The 19,573-nt window shown below is 33.8% G+C and carries 17 protein-coding genes; 3 read left to right on the top strand and 14 right to left on the bottom strand.

The window, feature by feature from the left end; translation table 11 throughout:
• Positions 1 to 7: 7 nt before the first annotated feature.
• The gene (locus MKX66_RS05030) at positions 8 to 1,459 is read right to left on the bottom strand and encodes an MFS transporter (protein ID WP_012261183.1); all 1,452 of its coding nucleotides are present in this window, start codon (positions 1,457 to 1,459) and stop codon (positions 8 to 10) included.
• A gap of 303 nt (positions 1,460 to 1,762) precedes the next feature.
• Positions 1,763 to 2,980 (bottom strand): aspartate aminotransferase family protein, encoded by a 1,218-nt coding sequence (locus MKX66_RS05025; protein ID WP_002190021.1) that lies wholly within the window; start codon positions 2,978 to 2,980, stop codon positions 1,763 to 1,765.
• A gap of 270 nt (positions 2,981 to 3,250) precedes the next feature.
• Here MKX66_RS05025 and MKX66_RS05020 point away from each other — a divergent pair, with 270 nt between their 5' ends.
• Positions 3,251 to 4,630, top strand: coding sequence for a catalase (locus MKX66_RS05020; RefSeq protein WP_341085695.1), 1,380 nt, complete (start codon positions 3,251 to 3,253; stop codon positions 4,628 to 4,630).
• A gap of 124 nt (positions 4,631 to 4,754) precedes the next feature.
• Here the strand turns inward: MKX66_RS05020 and MKX66_RS05015 are convergent, their stop codons facing one another.
• The 10 genes from MKX66_RS05015 to MKX66_RS04970 form a co-directional block, all read right to left on the bottom strand.
• A complete protein-coding gene (locus MKX66_RS05015) occupies positions 4,755 to 5,276 on the bottom strand; it encodes a hypothetical protein (protein ID WP_098635647.1) in 522 nt (173 codons plus the stop codon).
• Between the two features lie 111 nt (positions 5,277 to 5,387).
• A complete protein-coding gene (locus MKX66_RS05010) occupies positions 5,388 to 7,130 on the bottom strand; it encodes an adenine deaminase C-terminal domain-containing protein (RefSeq protein WP_341085692.1) in 1,743 nt (580 codons plus the stop codon).
• Between the two features lie 362 nt (positions 7,131 to 7,492).
• Positions 7,493 to 8,659 (bottom strand): serine hydrolase domain-containing protein, encoded by a 1,167-nt coding sequence (locus MKX66_RS05005; RefSeq protein WP_326996289.1) that lies wholly within the window; start codon positions 8,657 to 8,659, stop codon positions 7,493 to 7,495.
• A gap of 424 nt (positions 8,660 to 9,083) precedes the next feature.
• Positions 9,084 to 9,590, bottom strand: coding sequence for a DUF3902 family protein (locus tag MKX66_RS05000; protein WP_215589823.1), 507 nt, complete (start codon positions 9,588 to 9,590; stop codon positions 9,084 to 9,086).
• Between the two features lie 349 nt (positions 9,591 to 9,939).
• Positions 9,940 to 10,674: a signal peptidase II gene (locus MKX66_RS04995; protein ID WP_215589824.1), complete on the bottom strand. Its 735-nt coding sequence runs from the start codon at positions 10,672 to 10,674 to the stop codon at positions 9,940 to 9,942.
• 15 nt (positions 10,675 to 10,689) lie between these two features.
• Positions 10,690 to 11,799, bottom strand: coding sequence for a DUF58 domain-containing protein (locus MKX66_RS04990; protein WP_215589825.1), 1,110 nt, complete (start codon positions 11,797 to 11,799; stop codon positions 10,690 to 10,692).
• Complete coding sequence (locus MKX66_RS04985; RefSeq protein ID WP_341085687.1) at positions 11,796 to 12,728, bottom strand: AAA family ATPase; 933 nt, start codon at positions 12,726 to 12,728, stop codon at positions 11,796 to 11,798. The genes MKX66_RS04990 and MKX66_RS04985 overlap by 4 nt, the downstream gene beginning before the upstream one ends.
• Positions 12,729 to 12,874: 146 nt before the next feature.
• Positions 12,875 to 13,168, bottom strand: coding sequence for a putative quinol monooxygenase (locus MKX66_RS04980; RefSeq protein WP_000583822.1), 294 nt, complete (start codon positions 13,166 to 13,168; stop codon positions 12,875 to 12,877).
• Positions 13,169 to 13,214: 46 nt separating this feature from the next.
• Positions 13,215 to 13,853, bottom strand: coding sequence for a nitroreductase family protein (locus MKX66_RS04975; RefSeq protein ID WP_088292137.1), 639 nt, complete (start codon positions 13,851 to 13,853; stop codon positions 13,215 to 13,217).
• Between the two features lie 18 nt (positions 13,854 to 13,871).
• The gene (locus tag MKX66_RS04970) at positions 13,872 to 14,300 is read right to left on the bottom strand and encodes a MarR family winged helix-turn-helix transcriptional regulator (RefSeq protein ID WP_000204168.1); all 429 of its coding nucleotides are present in this window, start codon (positions 14,298 to 14,300) and stop codon (positions 13,872 to 13,874) included.
• Between the two features lie 265 nt (positions 14,301 to 14,565).
• Here MKX66_RS04970 and MKX66_RS04965 point away from each other — a divergent pair, with 265 nt between their 5' ends.
• The gene (locus tag MKX66_RS04965) at positions 14,566 to 16,509 is read left to right on the top strand and encodes an elongation factor G (protein ID WP_215589827.1); all 1,944 of its coding nucleotides are present in this window, start codon (positions 14,566 to 14,568) and stop codon (positions 16,507 to 16,509) included.
• Between the two features lie 51 nt (positions 16,510 to 16,560).
• On the opposite strand, the gene MKX66_RS04960 is transcribed toward MKX66_RS04965, so the two are convergent.
• Together MKX66_RS04960 and MKX66_RS04955 are read right to left on the bottom strand one after the other, a co-directional pair.
• Positions 16,561 to 17,205: an alpha/beta hydrolase gene (locus tag MKX66_RS04960; protein ID WP_088009400.1), complete on the bottom strand. Its 645-nt coding sequence runs from the start codon at positions 17,203 to 17,205 to the stop codon at positions 16,561 to 16,563.
• Positions 17,206 to 17,226: 21 nt separating this feature from the next.
• Positions 17,227 to 17,694 carry an NUDIX hydrolase gene (locus MKX66_RS04955; RefSeq protein WP_341085685.1) on the bottom strand — a complete coding sequence of 156 codons (468 nt, stop codon included), beginning with the start codon at positions 17,692 to 17,694 and terminating at the stop codon, positions 17,227 to 17,229.
• A 387-nt stretch (positions 17,695 to 18,081) separates the two neighbouring features.
• Between MKX66_RS04955 and MKX66_RS04950 the strand changes: the two genes are divergently transcribed.
• Positions 18,082 to 19,470, top strand: a complete 1,389-nt coding sequence (locus tag MKX66_RS04950) for an erythromycin esterase family protein (RefSeq protein ID WP_087946974.1) — start codon at positions 18,082 to 18,084, stop codon at positions 19,468 to 19,470.
• Positions 19,471 to 19,573 lie beyond the last annotated feature (103 nt).

Below are 19,573 nucleotides of genomic sequence, written 5' to 3'. Positions count from 1 at the left end.
TCACAAATTATGCTTTTTTTCCTGCTTCAATTTCTAAAGATTCTTCATGCCACCAAAGTGTTTCTTCAGGATCCTCTTTAGCAATTTGATGTGCTTCTTTTTTCGATTCTACAGTAGGGTAAGAACCTTTTAGTGCACGTCCTGATGTTGTGACAAACAGTACACTAAACACAATTAATCCAATTACACTTACACCTGTTAAATAAAATGCTGGTGCCAGTGGATTACCAGTAGCATGAACTAAGTATGAACATACGAGCGGTGTTGTACCACCGAATATAGATACAGAAATATTAAAGGAGATAGAAAGCGCACGATAACGTACATCGGTGAAAAAGAGTGCTGGTAATAACGAAGGCAATGTTCCTTCATATACACTAAGGAAGAAACCTAAAATGAAAATACCCGCAAACATGGCTACAATATGTCCGTTACCAATTAATAAAAATGCTGGAATTGAACATAATGCTAAACCAAGTAAACCAATTTGTACTACGCGTTTATTACCTACTTTATCACTTAATTTACCGAAATAAAGTGCCAGTGGAATCATAAGTGCCATCGTAATTGAAATAATTAATAAGCCAGTTGTTTCTTTGACTTTTAGTACTTGTGTTAAATAAGAAGGAATATACGAAAGGATCATATAGTTTGTAATGTTAAAGAAGGCAACAATTACTGTGCTTAATAAGAAGTCTTTTTTGTGATATTTTAATATATCCATAAATGAAAATTGTTCGTTGTCTTCAGATTCCTCTTGTGCTTTTTCCATCTCTTGAAAGATTGGAGATTCATCTAAATGACGTCGTAAATATAAACCGACCAAACCAATTGGTGCAGCAATTAAGAAAGGAATACGCCATCCCCAGCTGAGCATTTGCTCATCTGTTAATAATAACGTCAAAATGGTAACAATTACCGAGGCAGCAATGTAACCTGAGAGTGTTCCAATTTCAAGACCACTACCGAGTATACCACGCTTTTTATCTGGAGAAGATTCTGCGATATAAACCATTGCTCCTGAATATTCGCCGCCTGTAGAGAAGCCTTGAATCATTCGAGCAATTAAAAGTAGTATTGGTGCCCATACACCAATTTGTTCATAGGTTGGTAGTAATGCGATGAATAATGTAGAAAGTGCCATTAAAATAATAGTTGTACTTAAAACAATCTTTCGGCCGTATTTATCTCCTATTCTACCAAAGAAAATACCTCCGATTGGTCGAACGAGAAAGGCCGCCGCAAATGTACCAAATGTTAGTACAAGTTGCAAACCACTATTATCCACACCTGAGAAGAATAATTGACTTAATATTACCGCTAAATACGCGTATAATCCAAAGTCAAACCACTCCATTGCATTCCCAATGCCAGTAGCAATAACTGCTTTTTTCGCTTGTTTAGAATTGACAATATTAACGTCTTGAGGTTCAAAATTCAAATCATTATTTTGTTGCATATAGTAAAACAGCCCCTTATTTAATTTAACTTCTTTAAGCACACCTTCTCTTACTAGAATAAATTCAATACGAAGCACTTAAGGAAAAGCAACGTCTCCTTATCTGTTATTATTGTTTCACATAATTAATTATTTGTCCAACGAGATGCTTCCTAGATTAAGTAATTTACTATTTTAAAAAGCTGAAGAAGGCGCTATACGAGTACCTTTTCCAGCTTTTTATTTTAATATGTAAATTTATTTTTTTCACCCCTATTTTCTTCCTATTTGAATTAAAAATAAGGTGCTTTTTTATAAAGTTTTTTAAACACTCGCTATAGCTGATAAGCTATGAATACAGGAGATAAACTCATAAATAAATGCATCAATTTCTTCTTTAGTAATTATATATGGAGGAAGTAAACGGATGATGTTCCCTTGTGTAACATCAACTAACATTCCTTTCTCCATTAGCTCCACCTGTAATTTCTTAACATTTTCATTCTTATCATTCAAACTAATTCCAAACATCATTCCAGCATGACGTACTTCCTGAATATAATAAGAATTTTCTTTCTGAATTTCTTGCAATTTATCATTTAGATAGTGTGATGTTTCATACGCTTCTTGCATTAAACCATCGTCAATCAATGTATTTAAAACCGTTAACCCTAAAGCCGTTCCCATTGAAGAATGAGCAAACGTTGTGCCGTGATCTCCTGGTGCAAATACATCACATAACTTTTCACCTACAATAATTCCGCCAAGCGGTATCCCGCCTCCTGCTCCCTTACCAATTTGAATAATATCCGGTGTAATATTGAAATTTTGATAAGCAAATAGTTTACCAGTTCTCCCCATACCACTTTGAACTTCATCAACGATAAGAATGACATTATATTTATCACATAAGTTTTGAACACCATGTAAATATTCACCCGATAAAGGGTATATCCCCCCGCTACCTAATACAGGCTCTAGCATAATCGCAATTGGATTTTCTTTAACAATTGTTTCTTCTAATTGCTCTATATTCTCGCGCTCTACTTCATATACTGGAATCGATGTTTTAGGGAAATTTTGATATACACTTTCTTGTCTCGTAAAATGAAGTGCCCCTAACGTACGTCCGTGGAAGCTATTCTTCAGCACTACGATTCCTTCACGTTCCTCATGCGTATTCGCTCTATATTTATCAATTAATTTCAACGTTGTTTCTGTCGCTTCCGTACCAGAGTTTGTAAAAAAGACTTTTCCATTTTTTAAAGAGCAATCAACTAATTTCTTTGCATACTCAATCGCAACTGGGTTTAAAAAATGAAATGGGAGATGCAGAGATTTCGTAACTTGTTCCATTGTCGTTTGCACGATTTTCGGGTGATTATACCCTAATACGTTCACTCCGACACCAGAAAATAAATCTACATACTCTTTACCATCCACATCATAAAGCTTGCACCCTTCTCCTCTTTCTATTGCAACCTTCGTACGACAATACGTAGGCATCATATATTCTTTATCTAATTGAAACCAATCCGACATTTTAAATTCCTCCTAGTTATTTTCCCTGTTTATTTATGTTCATTCTCTATAAAGTCATGTATAAATTCATTTTTAAGATTGTAATTTTAATAGTAATTTTCTTCCCGATATTCATTTTTCCATAATTTCTTCTATTTCAACAGGTCCACTACATACACGTTTTTTTCATCTAGCGGTCTGTTACTATTTTGAACTTTGCGTGTCATACATAATCAAGGCTATAAAATCATATTTAGTAACAATGGAAAAAAAGATTTGGAGGCTATATCGATGGATGAAAACTATGATAAACAGGGACAATCTTTACTAGGAAAAGGCTTTAATGAAAATGGAGAACGTAATGAACAAGCTATACTTCACTCTCAAACAGTTGGTTCACGTGGACCTATTTTAAAACAAGATAATGTACTGCACGAGGCGTTACAAGAATTTATTCACGAAAAAATTTTAGAAAGACCTGTTCATGCAAAAGGATTTGGTGCATTCGGTTATTTTCAAACGATATATCCGATGTCTGAACATACAAAACTAAGCTTTTTACAAAATTCAAATGAGAAAGTTCCTGTTATGGTTCGATTTTCATTAGCTGTTAGTACGAAAGGAACACCTGATACTTCTAGAAATGTACGGGGTTTTGCTACAAAATTTTATACAAAAGAAGGCGTATTTGATCTTTTATGTAATCACCTTCCTGTCTTTTCTGTTCGTGATCCGATGCGTTTCCCTGAAACTATTAATGCGTTATTGCCTTCACCTAAAAATAACTTAATAGACCCTGATAGATTTTGGGATTTTGTTGCTAGAGCACCCGAATCCATTCACTTTGTTGTCCGTTTATACTCTGATGCTGGTACGGCAAAAAGTCTTCGCCACATCCCAGGACATAGTGTAAATACATATGTTTGGAGAAATGCTCAAGGTTATCGAAAGTATGTAAAGTATCATTGGTATCCATTTGAAGGTGTACAATTCATTACTAGTGAGGAAGCAAATAAACTGGCCGCCGAAAATCCTGATTATAGCGGGAAAGATTTATACGATACAATTGAGGCTGGTAAAGCAGTGGAATATGGTTTATATGTCCAGCTCATGGATCCTAAAGATGAAACACACCTTTCTTATGACCCTTTAGATGATACAAAAGTATGGGATGAAAAGGAGTATCCTCTTATACCAGTAGGCAAAATGGTATTAAATAAAAATCCTGAAAACTATAAAGAACAAGTAGAAAAAGTCGCTTTCTCCCCTTCTAATTTACTAGACGGTGCAGAACTATCAGATGATAAAATGCTACAAGGTCGTGCTAACATTTATAGTGATTCTCAAAGAAGAAGAATTGGACCTGAATTTCGTAAAATAGCGATCAACCAACAGCAAGATTGGACACCTGCTAATCAAGCAACTAGCGGTGACGGAAGATACGTTGAAGGAAAACTTGAAAGAGCTTCTATAACTAAGAAAGACGACTTTGGGCAGCCTGGTGAATTTTATGCTAAATTATCACATATTGAAAAAGAACATCTCGCTGAAAATTTAGCTAATGATTTGAAAGTTTTATCCGAAGATATTAGAAAAATAGTTATGGGGTATTTCCATGAAGTGTCAGCTGATTTGGAAAAGAGGATTGAGAGTGCGATGCAAAGGTTTTAAGAATATAAAAAAACGTCATTTTTAATGATTAAAATGACGTTTTTTATGGCGAACTTACTAGTGATTTCTACCGATTAATTTACATTTATTTACGAAAACTTTCCCATTCAAGATTTTCGTTACATCATTTTATATTATGGTATTCATTTCTCTTTTTCAGATAATCTTTTTCACATTGTAATGGTCTGTATTCCACGATTTTCCCTTGCTTCTTTTTCGTTTCGGTAACAATCCATTCCCCTTTTTCAAGGTTTAGGCGTTTCATTACATTAGTATCGTCTATTTCTTTATAAAGTAAAAATGCTTCTTGCGCCTTCACAAATAATCTAGGCTCTCCCCTATATCCACCACTATCATAAACTTTAGTTAGCGAATTATAATAAGAATCATTTTCCCTTCCGCCATACATCAAATGCGCAGCCTCTAGGTCTCTTTTACTAACTTCCCAAAAACTATTTTCATCAATCTTTAAATCAAATGTAGATATAATGTCATTCATAATGTTTTTCACATACTTTTCATCACGAATTTTACTTTCTTCCAGACAATCTGAAGATAACCTTGGTGCATTTGACTGAGAATGTACCACATGCTGTATAGATACGCACAAAATAAATACACTTAAAACATACAATAGTTTTTTCATATTTAAGTATCACCTCAAATGATTTAGATACTATATTATTTGAGGTGATTCTATTCTTATACTGAAAATAATAAATCCCCTATAAAATTGATTTTTATAGGGGATTTATATTTAACATTTAATCGGCGAAGCAAGTACCTTACTACTTTTCACATCATATAATCCTATAGGCGTTACTCGTATAAAAGGCAAGTGCGTCGCAGAAAAGAATAAAATCGTAAATGCTGGATCATTATAGGTGTATCCTCGCTCTTGTAGTAATTCCACCATTTTTTTCTCTTTCTGTATTAATTCACTCATTTTCAAATTAGACATAATCCCGAGCAATGGTAATGCAATTTCGTGTAACACTTCATTTCTTTCCGCTATTACCATTCCCCCGCCAAGCTCTTTTACTCTATGAAAAGCTGTAAGCATATCTTCTTTCCTTTTTCCAATAAGAATGATGTCACCTGTACCGGAATAAGAGCTAGCAAGACCTCCTAATCCATTCGCAAAACCTTTCACAACTGTATTCACTCGCCAAGTGCCATCACGAGCAATCATCATAAGGAAACACTCATCATGATCTAGAGAAAGTTCCTCACCGTTTAAGTCGATTTCAGTTACATATGGTTTTGAAATAACATCATTTAATAATTTTATACCTGTTGTTTCCGAAAAAATCATATCTTCTTTCTTTAAAGACCAGTCTAATGATAATGGAGTTACTTTGAATTTACTCCAGTCTATATGTAATGATGCCTTTTTGTTTATTCCGTCACGCTTCATCCATTTCCCCTTTGCAATTACACTTATTGGAATCGGATTTTCTTTACTTTCCAAAATATTAATATTTGCAATTCTTCCTGTCGCGATCGCGCCGTGTAAATGCTCCATATTATAATAACAAGCAATGTTATAGCTTGCCATATTATAGGCATCAATTACTGGTATTCCTTGCTTTATCGCGATTTCTATCATCCTATTCGTCATTCCGTTTTCATAAAATGACGGATGTGAACCATCTGTTGTGAACATGAATCTATCAAATTGCTTGACACCTAATTCCAGCAATTCTTTCAGTAAAACTTCTAAATCTGGACGGATAGAAGAGTTCCTAAGAGTAACGGTGTAACCTTGCATAAGGCGTGTTAATGCTTCCTGTCCTGTCATCGCTTCATGATCGCAATCAGTACCTAGTAACTTTAACTTCGCTAACGTTGATTCAGACGCACCGGGAAAATGACCTTCTACTTTTTTCTGTAAGCGCTTTGTTTCCTGTACCCAATTTAACATCTCATCATCGCCATTTAATAGTTTTGGCCATGCTGTTAACTCGCCGCCTTGAAGAACCGCTTCATGCTTTAGCCACTCTATTATTTCTTCACTATTAAATAAAGATTCACCATTTTGCAGCTCAGTTTGTCCATCAAAACGGCACCACCAATACATACTTGCTGGAATCTTTTCAAATTCATCTAATAAACGAAATGCTACTTCACGTTGTAATGTGAAAAATAAAGTTAAATTATCATTAATGAAAGTCGTTGTCCCAAATTGCATCGCATAATTCGCTAACGTCTCTGGATTATATAATTGATATGGATGTGCATGCGGTTCTATGTAACTAGGAACTACATACTTTCCATTACAATCAACGACTTCACATTCGTGTAGTTGCTCTGGCAGTTTTTCTCCTACATATATAATGCGGTCATCATAGATCCAAATATTTGCTTGCACCCACTCGCGCATATAGGAATTTAAATATGTTGCATTCTTGAATAAAATGTGCGGGCTTCTTGTGCCATCTATTACTTCAACATGTTCTCGTAATTGTGTGTTACTCCATCTAAACTGATTTTGTCCCAATGTATTTCACTCCACATCAATTTACTTTTATTTATTAAAACAAAAATAATTAACTAACTAAAGTATTTTCCATTCATAACTCCCCTGTATATCCCCTATACCCTTTATTATATGGAATGATTGTAAAAATAACAATTTTCAAAATTCACAACATATCTCTTTGATCCAAAATAAAAAAGATGTCACACAACTGACATCTTTTTTATACTAAACTATAAGATTGAATTACACTTGTATCCGTATTTATTACATATACTTGATTGCTGCCATACCATGAATGCTAATACTGTCCTTATTTGCGAAATTAAAAAGCATCTCTTTTATTTACAACTAAAGCAGGATCCCATTCGCTTTCTTTTCATCTATTTATTAAATTCAATTTGCATCATTTTATTAAACTGTGTAACAACATCCATCGCACCTAAAGAGTTAATATTGACAGCTAATGTATGTTTGCCTCCCATTACTCCGCCAACAAAAGTTGTAAATCCAGGAATTGCCCCTCCATGACCCCAAACTGAAATACCATTTGGAAGTTTAGTCTCATAGATCCCAAGGCCATATCCATCACCAACACCTTTTCCTTCTATAGGAACTGTAGTAAGCATTTCTTTTAGCTCACGTTCTTTCAGTAACTTACCACCAAGTAAAAATGAAAAGAATTTATTTAGATCGTCCGCATTAGAAATCATATCTCCAGCTGAATTAGCTAAACTCGGATTATAATACGTCATGTCTTTCAATTCACTTGTTTCGTCTATTTTCATATACCCACGAGCATGATCCTTTCCTGGAATAACGGGTGAATTCCCTGGTAAAAACGTATTTGACAGATCCAAAGGTTCAATAATTCGCTTTTCAATTTCTTCCGCATAACTATTTCCAGTTATTTTTTCAATAAGCATTCCCAATATTACGTATCCTGTGTTTGAATACAGCCATCCCTTACCTGGTGAAAAATCTGGGGGTAGAGAAAGTCCCATTTTCACTATTTCTTCTGCTGTATACGCTTTTCTCGAATTCATTATGTCAGCGTCTTTTGACTTTAAGTATTCAGCTATACCACTCGTATGATTCAAAAGTTGACGTATCGTAATTTGATTGCCATCATACCCATTTCCTTGAATGAGACCGGGTAGCCACTTTTCAATTGGATCGTCAAGTTGCACGCGATTTTCTCCTACTAATTGAAGAACAGTCGTAGCGGTAAAAGTCTTCGTCACACTCCCAATCCGAAAACGATAATCCGATTTCATTGTTTTCTTTGTATTTAAATCCGCGACGCCAGCAGTATAACTACTAATCTTTCCATTGTTAGACGTCTTCGCTAATATTCCTGGGGTTCCAAGCTGTACTGTTTCCTGCATTACTTGTTTCCAACCATTCCGATTCTTTTGATCATGTGATTGTGACGGACTAGATAAATTTTGAACAGACTCTGCTTTCACAGTAAAACCTGGTGTGAATAGAGTAGTACCCGCTAATAAAACTGCCAAACTTGCTAACTTAATTGAATTACATTTTTTCATAAGGCTCCCTCTCCTCTATTAATATAAGATTAATTCAAGTTATACTTTAATCCTATATGATAAAACTCTCTTTTTTCTTATCCATTCCTTACGAAATACTTACGTTCAAATTTTGATACGATAAACTGAGAAAGAGCTATGCATGAAAATAAAAAGGGCATATAAAATAAGGACAGCCACTTAACTGCCCTTATTTTCATTTCACCTCGTCTTTATTATTTTTAAGATGCTTCATTAATTGTGTTCGTTTCAAAGGTACATATATGTTTGTTCCAGTAACATATCTTTTTCTCAATCGAATTATCTTATAAATTTAAGGAGTTCATATTAAGATTAACAATAAAAAAGAACGTGTTTTCAATTTATCAGAACACGTTCACTTACATACTTAAAACCCTATATCAACTTTTTATTTCATTCACTTTTACCATCCTGCACTAGCGTTCATGCCATTTCCAATAATAGTAAGAAATAGTGGCCACAATACTGGTCCTAACGTAAGAAGTAAATTTAGAAGTATAAGTAATCTATATACCCCGGGGAAATTTTGATCTTTACGATTTACAAATACTAAACTAACTAATAATATTATGGTCGTTAAAAATAAAAGTAGAGTTAGCAACCAATACCAAACCATTAAACTGAGACTCCATGGTGTTAATAGCTCGTGTATTATACCAAATATGATTCCTAATACTCCAAAACTAAAGGTAGTAACTGTTGATTTTATAAGCACTATATTTAATGTTTTTTCGTATGTATTTTTACAATATAAATCTATTAAAGTGTATAAAGATAAATATGCCATTAATACACCTATCCAAGACAATAACCAGTCTCCGCCTCCTCTAAATAATATGAACAGAAGCCAACACATCCCTACTGCAGAAAAAGCAAAGGAAATAAGTATGCTTTTCAATACCGGTTTCATTATATTTTCACACCCTTAAAAATAAATTATAAGTTTTTACTAAACTCATGTAATTTTTTATTAACATGCTACCCATTAATCGTTTAGCTCTAACGTATCCTTTTTTCATTCTATATTAATAAAACAAAGATATACTCATGAACAATTAAAGAAGCAATACTCTACAAAGAGTTCCATATAGCTTGTATATTCTTTTTCCATTGGTAGAGATATTAAAAAATTAAGTATACATTAACATGCAATTAAATATAAGTAAATAAAATTAATTTACAGCTAATTTTATTTACTTATATAACTTTCATATTCAGATTAACTCAGCCATCATTTTATTTTGATATAATACATTCCACTATTCATATCGCCCTTTTCCATCCCGCTCTATCCACCGCATAGTCTTCTTAACATCTAACTCCGTATACGTCTTTTCACCATAACGAACAGACTCATATATCGGAATAATATCTCTCGTTCGACATATTCGTTTTAACCATTGTTGTATCGTTTCATAAGACCTTCTCTGTTCATGAAATGGTAAAGTTCTTTCCCATTCAACTAACGTTTTCCTTATCATATCTGTAGGTAACGGTTGCTCTAACTGATGAATGACTTTTTCATCCTTTACGGTTCTTACCGTATTCTCTTTTGTTACCGATTGTTTCTCCTGCTCTATTTCTGTTTTCGTCAACCTTTTCCTAATAGATTTGTAGAAAAAATATATACTTGCCACTGCGATAATCACATAAAACGCTATAGTAATCCATGAATTTGAAAGCACAGAAAATACGTCTCCCCATGAACTTTTCCTTTCAAAACCTTTAAATTTTTTACCCGTTGTCGTTCTATTCCCATTATCTCCTACTTTTGTCTCTTCCAAAGGTCTGCCATAATCTTCATTATTTTCATTGTTTATTGTTTCCTTATAATTTTTTTCAGATTTCTTTTCACTAAAAAAACGCTCTTTTACTATGTCCTGTACATGCACAACACCTTGTGATAACGTTATCGCACTAACCGCAAAGAATAGTATGATTAAAGCTCTTACACTCCAAAACTTCACTTTCATATGCCTCTTTTTATTCAACATGACATAAATCCCTTCTTATTCTTTAATTACAATCCATTTATTCGTTCTACTGTATTCCCTAGGTGAAGTACCAAGAATTAAAGGAACTGCATCCAATTCCTTACGACGAAATCCTGCTGTATAAAAATAAGAAGATGAAACAGGCGTATCTTGATCCGATATTGAGGCAAGTACCTTTAATACATTTTGCAAATGTTTCCGATTATCCCCGTTCTTTACATGTAACAATCCGTTACCTTTCACACTATTAATCCATAACTCAAATGAACAATCTTGCATGAGCAGTTGTTTGCATATGCCAGCGGTTAATTCAATAAGCTCTTCAATATCATTTCGTAAAGAAACGCCACTTTTATTTTGTAAATTGAGGTAAATCGCATATTTATCTGATTGTGTTCGTTCGTATTTTTTCGCAGTTATCATCCCTGTTTTTGCCGTTGCACCCCAATGTATAGAACGAAAATCTTCATTTTCATAAGATTTCACTCCCATTACTTTCGTTTCATCATATAGCGGGGAAGACATTGCTTTTCGAAATCCCCGTGACCATTCTTGTAATTCAGGAACTTGTATTTTCGGAACGGCTGGTAAAACTAAATAGGACGGCGTATCAACTTGTTTATATGTTATATGTTTCGTTATGAATCCAAAGGGATCAGTAATAACAATTTCAACTTCTTCCCATTTCGCGATTCCTCTTTTTAAAGCTACAGCTTGCAAATCAAATGAAACTGCCTCTCCTCCTTTTAAATTAAAATTCATATAATAATTTGAACCTGTACTATGATTTTTGTTTATTTCATCATGATTCCAATTTAGCTTATTTTCACATTTAAATCGAAATACGATATTGAAAATAGGAAATATCGACTTGTTTGAAATTTTCAATTTGCACATATTTGTTTCACCTATAAAAACGTTTGAATTCCCTTGACTGTATTCCCATTCAACACGAGATACTTTACGTATGTATACATGCATAGTACCTATTAAAATTACATACAAAAATACGAGAGATAATATGAGTAGATTACTTGAAAATACACATAATATAACGGCTACAACTGACATAACTCCTATTACGAAAGGCTCCGCTAAAGGTGTATACACAAGCTGTTGATTCATCGTACATTCTCCACTGGCACACTAATCGTATGAAGAATTTCTTTCATGATTTGTTCTTTCGTCGTTTTCATCTCCCCTTCAATCGTTAACGTTAACCGATGAGCACAAACGGATGCAGCTAGTAGTTTTATATCATCTGGTGTACAGTAATCTCTTTCATTTAATATTGCTCGTGCTTGAATTGCCCGCATAAATGCCAATGTACCTCGCGGGCTTACACCAATTTCAATCAGTTCATGCTTACGAGTTGCCTCAATGATTTCAAGAAGATAATCTTGCACATCATTCCCTACTAACACTTCCCTTGCACGTTTTTGTATATTTATTATTTCTTCACTCGAAATAATAGAATGTAGCGTTTCTAATGGATCATTCGTTTGGAACCGATTCATCATCTCCTTTTCTGCTTCTCTCGTAGGATAACCTTGTCGAATAGTAAGTAAAAATCGGTCTAATTGAGCATCAGGTAAAGGAAATGTACCCGCCGATTCAAGAGGATTTTGCGTTGCAATAACTAAAAAAGGTTCTAGTAATGAATGTGTCTGTTTCGCAATTGTAACAGTACGTTCTTCCATAACTTCAAGTAACGAAGATTGCGTTCTCGGTACAGCTCGATTAATTTCATCCACTAATACTATATTTGCAAAAATAGGCCCTAACCTCGTTTTAAATTCCGATTCCTTCACATCAAAATATTCGAGACCAATAACATCTCCAGGCGAAGTATCAGCTGTAAATTGAATTCTTTGGAACTTAGCGTCCACACTTTTAGCCAAACTTTTCGCTAATGTTGTTTTCCCTGTCCCAGGTACATCTTCTAATAAAATATGTCCTCTTGCTATAAGAGCTATAGCTGCTAGTTCAATCGATTCATCTTTTCCTATAATGACCTTTGAAATATTGTTAGTGATTTTCTTTAATATGTTCATATATTTCACTACCACCTTTAAATGTTTTTAAAATTAAGAATATTTATTTTCCAAATTATAACACATTACGTTAGAAGTAAATATATTCCTATCTAAATAAAAAAGATGACCTCAGCCATACGCTAAAGTCATCTTTTTCTACCTAATTATTTTACTAGTTCACCGCTATAAACCTTTATATCAAGCGGAGCAGTTAAAAACTGTGATGCTTTACTAACGAAAGATGTAAAGTGTTCACTCGTATTATGACTCGCAACTGCTGCTTCATCTTTCCATACTTCTACCATCGTATAAACACTTTCTTTTTCAGTATCTTTATATAAATCGTAAGATACATTTCCACTTTCTTCTCTTGAACCATGAAGTAGTGGCTGAATTTCTTCTAAAAATGATTGTTGTTTTGCTGGATCTACTTGAAATATTGCGTGAATAATAATCATGGTGTTTCCCCTCTCATATCTCACTTATTTCTGTTTTGTTATAAAATTACTTCCACTCAGCAACTTTTTCAATTGGAAGACGTACTGATGGATAACCACTGTCAGCAGCTTTTCCGATTGAAATTAACATAACTGGTACGTGACGCTCTTTGTCTAATCCGAAAGCTTCTGCGATTTGGTCTTTTTCAAATCCACCAATTGGGCAAGTATCATAGCCGTGAGCACGTGCTGCTAACATAAATTGCATCGCTACAAGACCACCGTCAATTAGTACAGTATCTTTCATTACTTCTGGTGTAACCATTGAGAAGTAACCTGAAAGTTTTTTCATTTGATCTTCTTTTACTTCAGCTGGCATAAGTCCGCGCTCTACTGCTGTACCGTAAATTTCTTCTGCGTTATCAAAGTTGTTTAAGTCACCAAATACAGCAATCATCGCTGAAGATGTTTCTACTTGAGATTGATTGAATTTCGCAAGTGGAGCCAGTGTTGCTTTTGCTTCGTCACTTTCAATAACAAGGAATCTCCATGGTTGCATGTTTACTGAAGATGGTGCAAGTGTTGCTTCTGTAAGAATTTCAGTCATTTCTTCTTTGCTAATTTTCACTGAAGAATCGTACTTACGGATTGAACGGCGTCCTGTTAAAATTTCGTTAAAATCATTTGTTTTTACTGAGTTAGTCATAGTTGTATTCTCCCTTTTTTAAAGTTCTTTTATATTTTCTTGAATGCGGTCTAACATCGTTAAAAGATTGTCGCGTTCTTCTTCACTTAATCCTTTAAATGCTGAAGTAGCGAAACGCTCTTTTTCCTCTTGATACACTTGAATTTTATTTCGCCCCTCTTCTGTAAGAGAAACTAACGTAATTCTGTTATCATCTGGATTTTTACGTCTTGTAATCATTCCGTTTGCTTCCAGCTGTTTTAAATGCCTCGTAATCGCGGCATTATCAATATTCACTTCTTGCTGAAGTGCTTTTTGACTAATTTCATCTACTTCATATAACTGAAGTATAAGCTCTAGTCTAGATTGACTCATACCCGTACACCCTTCAAACTTCGAACTTACTTCTTTATTTAGAAAGTGTAATTTATATAAAATTATTGCTTCTTTTGAGCATGAACTTGTCAAATTACCCCTCCTTTACATGCAAAACAAAAACATTTGATGTATCAATAGTTGATATGTCAATTAATATAATCTATATCGATTTATAATGCAAGCATTTTGTTTTCATTTTTATTTTTTCCAAATTAAGGCGCTTTGTCGCGTTACAAAAAATGTAAATTACATTATAATAGTAATAATTCAAATGACTGGAGAGTGATTGTAATGCGGCAATACACAAATAGAAATGAGGAAATGAAAATGGAAAATGAAATGAGGATATTTATATATGACAACAATAAATATAGGGATTGTCGCGCACGTAGATGCTGGCAAGACGAGTTTGACTGAGCGTATTCTTTATGAAACGAATGTGATTAAAGAAGTTGGCCGAGTAGATAGTGGCAATACGCAAACTGACTCAATGGAATTAGAAAGACAACGCGGAATTACGATTAAAGCATCTGTCGTTTCTTTCTTTATTGATGATTTAAAAGTAAATGTTATTGATACACCTGGACATGCTGATTTTATCGCTGAAGTGGAGCGATCATTCCGTGTTTTAGACGGTGCCATTTTAGTTATATCTGCCGTTGAAGGTGTGCAAGCACAAACGAAGATTTTAATGCGGACATTACAGAAATTAAACATACCTACTATATTATTTGTTAATAAAATAGACCGTAGTGGCGCAAATACTGAAAAAGTTGTGAAACAAATAAAAGAGCTTCTTTCAAATGAAGCATACCCCTTCTACTCTGTAGAAAACGAAGGTACAAAGGAAGTACGGATTATTGAATATAAATCCTATGACGATTGTATGGAACGATTAGCACCATTTAACGAATCATTGCTTGAGTCATATGTAAATAACGAAATAATACCGGATGCACTATTAAGAAAAGAACTCGAAAAGCAAATACTGCAAGCAAATGTGTTTCCTATCTTTTTTGGTTCAGCAATGACAGGTATAGGAGTAACTGAATTACTTAAAAATATTTCATCCTTAATTCCAGCTACTAAATCGGCACAAGATGAAACATTATCCGGTGTTGTTTTTAAAATTGAACGTGAATCTTCTGGCGAAAAGATTGCTTACGTAAGACTATTTTCTGGTTGTTTACACGTTAGAAAATATGTTGATATTCAGCGTAGTGAGTCTCTACCACATAAGGAAAAGATTAAAAAAATGTGCATATTTCATAATGGAAATGCAGTTCAAGCCTCTACTGTTCATAGTGGAGAGTTTTGCAAAGTATGGGGACTTACGAATATCAAAATTGGTGATATTATCGGTGAGTGGACGGATTATATAAAAGATATTCACTTTGCCGAACCGCAAATGGAAGCTGCTATTGAAGCAGTACCTAAAGAGCGAATTCATGATCTATACGCTGCACTTATGGAGCTATGCGAAGAAGATCCGCTCATTAAAGTGTGGAAAGATGATATTCATAATGAACTATATATTCGCCTTTTCGGGGAAGTACAAAAAGAAGTAATTGAAACAACACTTTTTGAGAAATATAATTTGCAGGTTACTTTCTCAAATACGCGGGTTGTATGTATTGAGAAACCAATTGGCATTGGGAATTCTGCTGAATTAATGGGAGAAAAAACGAATCCATTTTACGCGACAATCGGCTTCAAAGTTGAACGTGGTGAACTGAATTCTGGCATAACATATAAGTTAGGTGTTGAGCTTGGATCATTGCCTTTAGCATTTCATAAAGCGATTGAAGATACTGTATTTCAAACGTTAAAACAAGGTTTGTACGGATGGGAAGTTACGGACATTATCGTCACGTTAACACATACTGGTTATGCAAGCCCTGTTACAACAGCAAGTGACTTTAGAAATTTAACACCACTCGTTTTAATGGATGCTTTAAAGCACGCTGAAACATGTGCATTTGAACCAGTAAACGAGTTCGAATTAACTGTACCGGAGCACGCAATTAGTACCGCAATGTATAAGCTTGCTGCTATTCCAGCAACTTTTGCAGAGCCTACGTTGCATAATGATTCTTACCATTTAACAGGATCATTACCTGTTGCAAAAATAGAGGATTTTAAACGAATGCTCCATTCATTTACTGAAGGAGAAGGTATCTTTATAACAAAGCCAACTGGTTTCACAAAGCTGACGGCTCCCTTCCCTACTCGAAAACGTGTTGACTTTAATCCGCTAAATCGGAAAGATTATTTACTTCATGTGTTGAAGGCTTATTAAATAAAAAAGAGGTGCAAATTGCACCTCTTTTTGCATGTATTGAAACTTAAATTAATTTGTCCTAACAACTTCTTTAAGTTTTTCTATTACTTTCGCTATAGCTTCAATTGAATTTTCCGTTTCAAATCCCCCAATATTTACAGAATGATTTGCGTTCTTCACAACCTCGATTTTTAAATTCGATTGATCTAATTGCTCAATTTGACCTGCATTGTATTGATGATCTTTATCTCCAATTACTAAAAGCCCGTCGTGACGACTATGTAAGATCGAATCAAAAATCGAATCAAACGTCAATAAAGGTGTAAGTAATATCATTTTTGACTGTAAGTATTCTTCTCTCTTCATTAAATCATTCGCAATCGGGATTGTTCCGAGTGATTTTCCTAAAAACATCGAATCGTTGTATTGTCCATTTCTTAGCACTTCATTAATGATAGGATTAATATCATCCACCATTACTTTCGTTACTTCTTCCATTGGTTTTTCCATTAATTGTCCATCGTAGGAATAATGAATATGTACTACATCTATTTTATTTTCAAGCATAAGCATCGTTGCATAATAAAATAACGGCTTGTCATAATTGTAGCCTGAACCTGAGAACATAAAACAAATTGTATTAGAACCTTTTTCGATATGTGTGTAACGAATGACTTTATCATCTATATGTATCTCTTTTTTAGTCCCCTTCACCGTTTTCCCCTCCAAGCACGCTTACTTTTGTAACACGATATGTTCTGTATGAACTGATACATCCTTTACTTTATCTTTTATAAACGCTGGCTGTAAGTTATATGCATCTAACTCTTCTACCGGCACCCACTTAAATAAATATTTTCTACCTTCTTCTTCAAGAATATATTGATCCGCCCCATTTGCAGGTAATTCATGCAATTCTACTTCATAATAAAAACTAATCTCATGAAACTTTCGCTCAGAAAGTGTAAAGAAGTTTTCTACTGACCATATTAATCTCTTCACTTCAATAGGTACGCCTAGTTCTTCTGCAAGCTCTCGTTTTAACGCATCTTCACTATTTTCTAGCATTTTCACTCTTCCGCCTGGTACGTACCAATACTCTTCACCTTCATCTTGAAGGATAAGTATTTTATTATCATATTTACAAATTGCTCCGACTCGGTAATTAAAACATGTTTCTTCTACTTTAAGTGTAAGATCCACAATTTTGTACCACCTTTATATAGTTTTGGATTATGATATTAAGCAATTGTAATTACAAGTAAGTACACTAAAAAACTTTTTTCACATGCACTTAACCTAATTACACTCTATTATTTATAAATTAAGGTTACTAAATCCACTCAAGTCTTTCAATGTTTTTAGATAAAAACCACTATTCTAACTATTGATTCATTATTTGTTGTTAACTACCTCGTAGTAATTTATAAAAATAATAATCTTCATCATCTAATTCCAGTTTGAATATTCTCAATTTTTTTATTGTTTCTTTTGTTATTATCAATTAATATAAATATGTGGAAGAACAGTAGATATTTGGATGTATCTACCGCTATTAAAAAATAAAATTGTTTCATGGGGGGGAAATATGTGTTTACTAAGTGGAAAATAGGAATGGTTACTTCTCTTCTAGCTTTCACAGCATTTACATCTGTGATTTCTGCTGAAGAGAAGCCGAAAGATCAGCCCAAATGGGAAGAATGGATAAAGGAAAATGCACAAAAATTAAACGAACCAAACGCACAGACAAATGAAGATTTATCCTTTTTAAAAGAAAAAATAAAGGATAAACGAATTGTTCTGCTGGGTGAAAGTACACATGGTGCTAAGGAAATAAACCAATCAAAAGTACGTATGATTAAGTATTTACATGAAGAAATGGGATATGATGTAATTGCATTTGAAACAGGATTTGCGGAGGCAAATGCTGTAAATCAAAATCTCGACCAATTAACTGCTTTGCAGGCTATGAAAAAATCTTTATACGGTGTTTGGCATACTGAAGAAATATTGGAGCTCTTTCAATATATAAAAGATCAAAAGGAAAAAGGAACACCTCTTATATTAACAGGGTTTGATACTCAATTCAGATGGTATTCTTATTTCCCTGAGTTTGCAAAAGAATGGTTAGAAAAAATTAATCCTGAAATTGCTAATGATATAGAAATAGCTCATAAAGAATTACTCAATATAGAGGAGAAAATTGAATCTATAGATAATAAGTACCCCTACGAACAATATAAAGCGGACGTTCAGCAAGTAATAGCGAAATATGAAAAAATTAAAACGTTTGTTCAACAACATAAAGCCGAATTAAATAAGATAGCTCCATCAAATACATACGATGTAAATCTATTAGAAAAGACTATCAGTATACGCATTGATACAATTAAAACACTCCAAGATGCTACTGTAAAAGAAAAAAACTTTATTTATCCAACAAACTTTAAACTTACAGATCTATCTCTTTATATTCGAGATCAAAAGATGGGACAATCTTTAGCTTGGTTAAGTGATATTCAATACAAAAATAAAAAAATCATTGTATGGGGACATAACTACCATATCCGAAAACAAAATTCAAAAATGATACTCGACTTGTTCAAATTCCAACAAAACAATTTGAAAGCACCCAATATGATTGATTATTTACCTCAACGGATAAAAGATCAAATGTACACAATTGGTGTATATGCATATAGCGGAAATAGTTGGGATAGTAGTGACCTTAATAAAATAGTCCCTATAGATACAGACCATGCTGAACAAAGTATCGAGAATATATTACGAACATCTCAAAATCCTAATGTATTTGTTAATTTAAAAGGAGAAAGCAATCGCCCTGAAACATCTTGGATGTTTACTCCTACTACCGCAAGACACTGGGGCGTTAAAAAATCCGAAGAAATTTTGAGGCCGATTGAACAGTACGATGGCATACTATGGCTAGACCGCATTTCACCATCACAATATAAGTAAGGAAAAGAGCACACTTTCGCTATGAATAAGTGTGCTCTTTTCTATTCATAATAATTACTATAGTTTAGAAATTTATAGAATATCTTCTAGAATAATGATATAT

The sequence above is a fragment of the Bacillus sp. FSL R9-9530 genome, from assembly GCF_038008145.1.
Lineage (GTDB): Bacteria > Bacillota > Bacilli > Bacillales > Bacillaceae_G > Bacillus_A > Bacillus_A mycoides.
The sequence above is the reverse complement of the archived record's forward strand: the minus strand, read 5'-3'. Positions and strand labels throughout refer to the sequence as shown.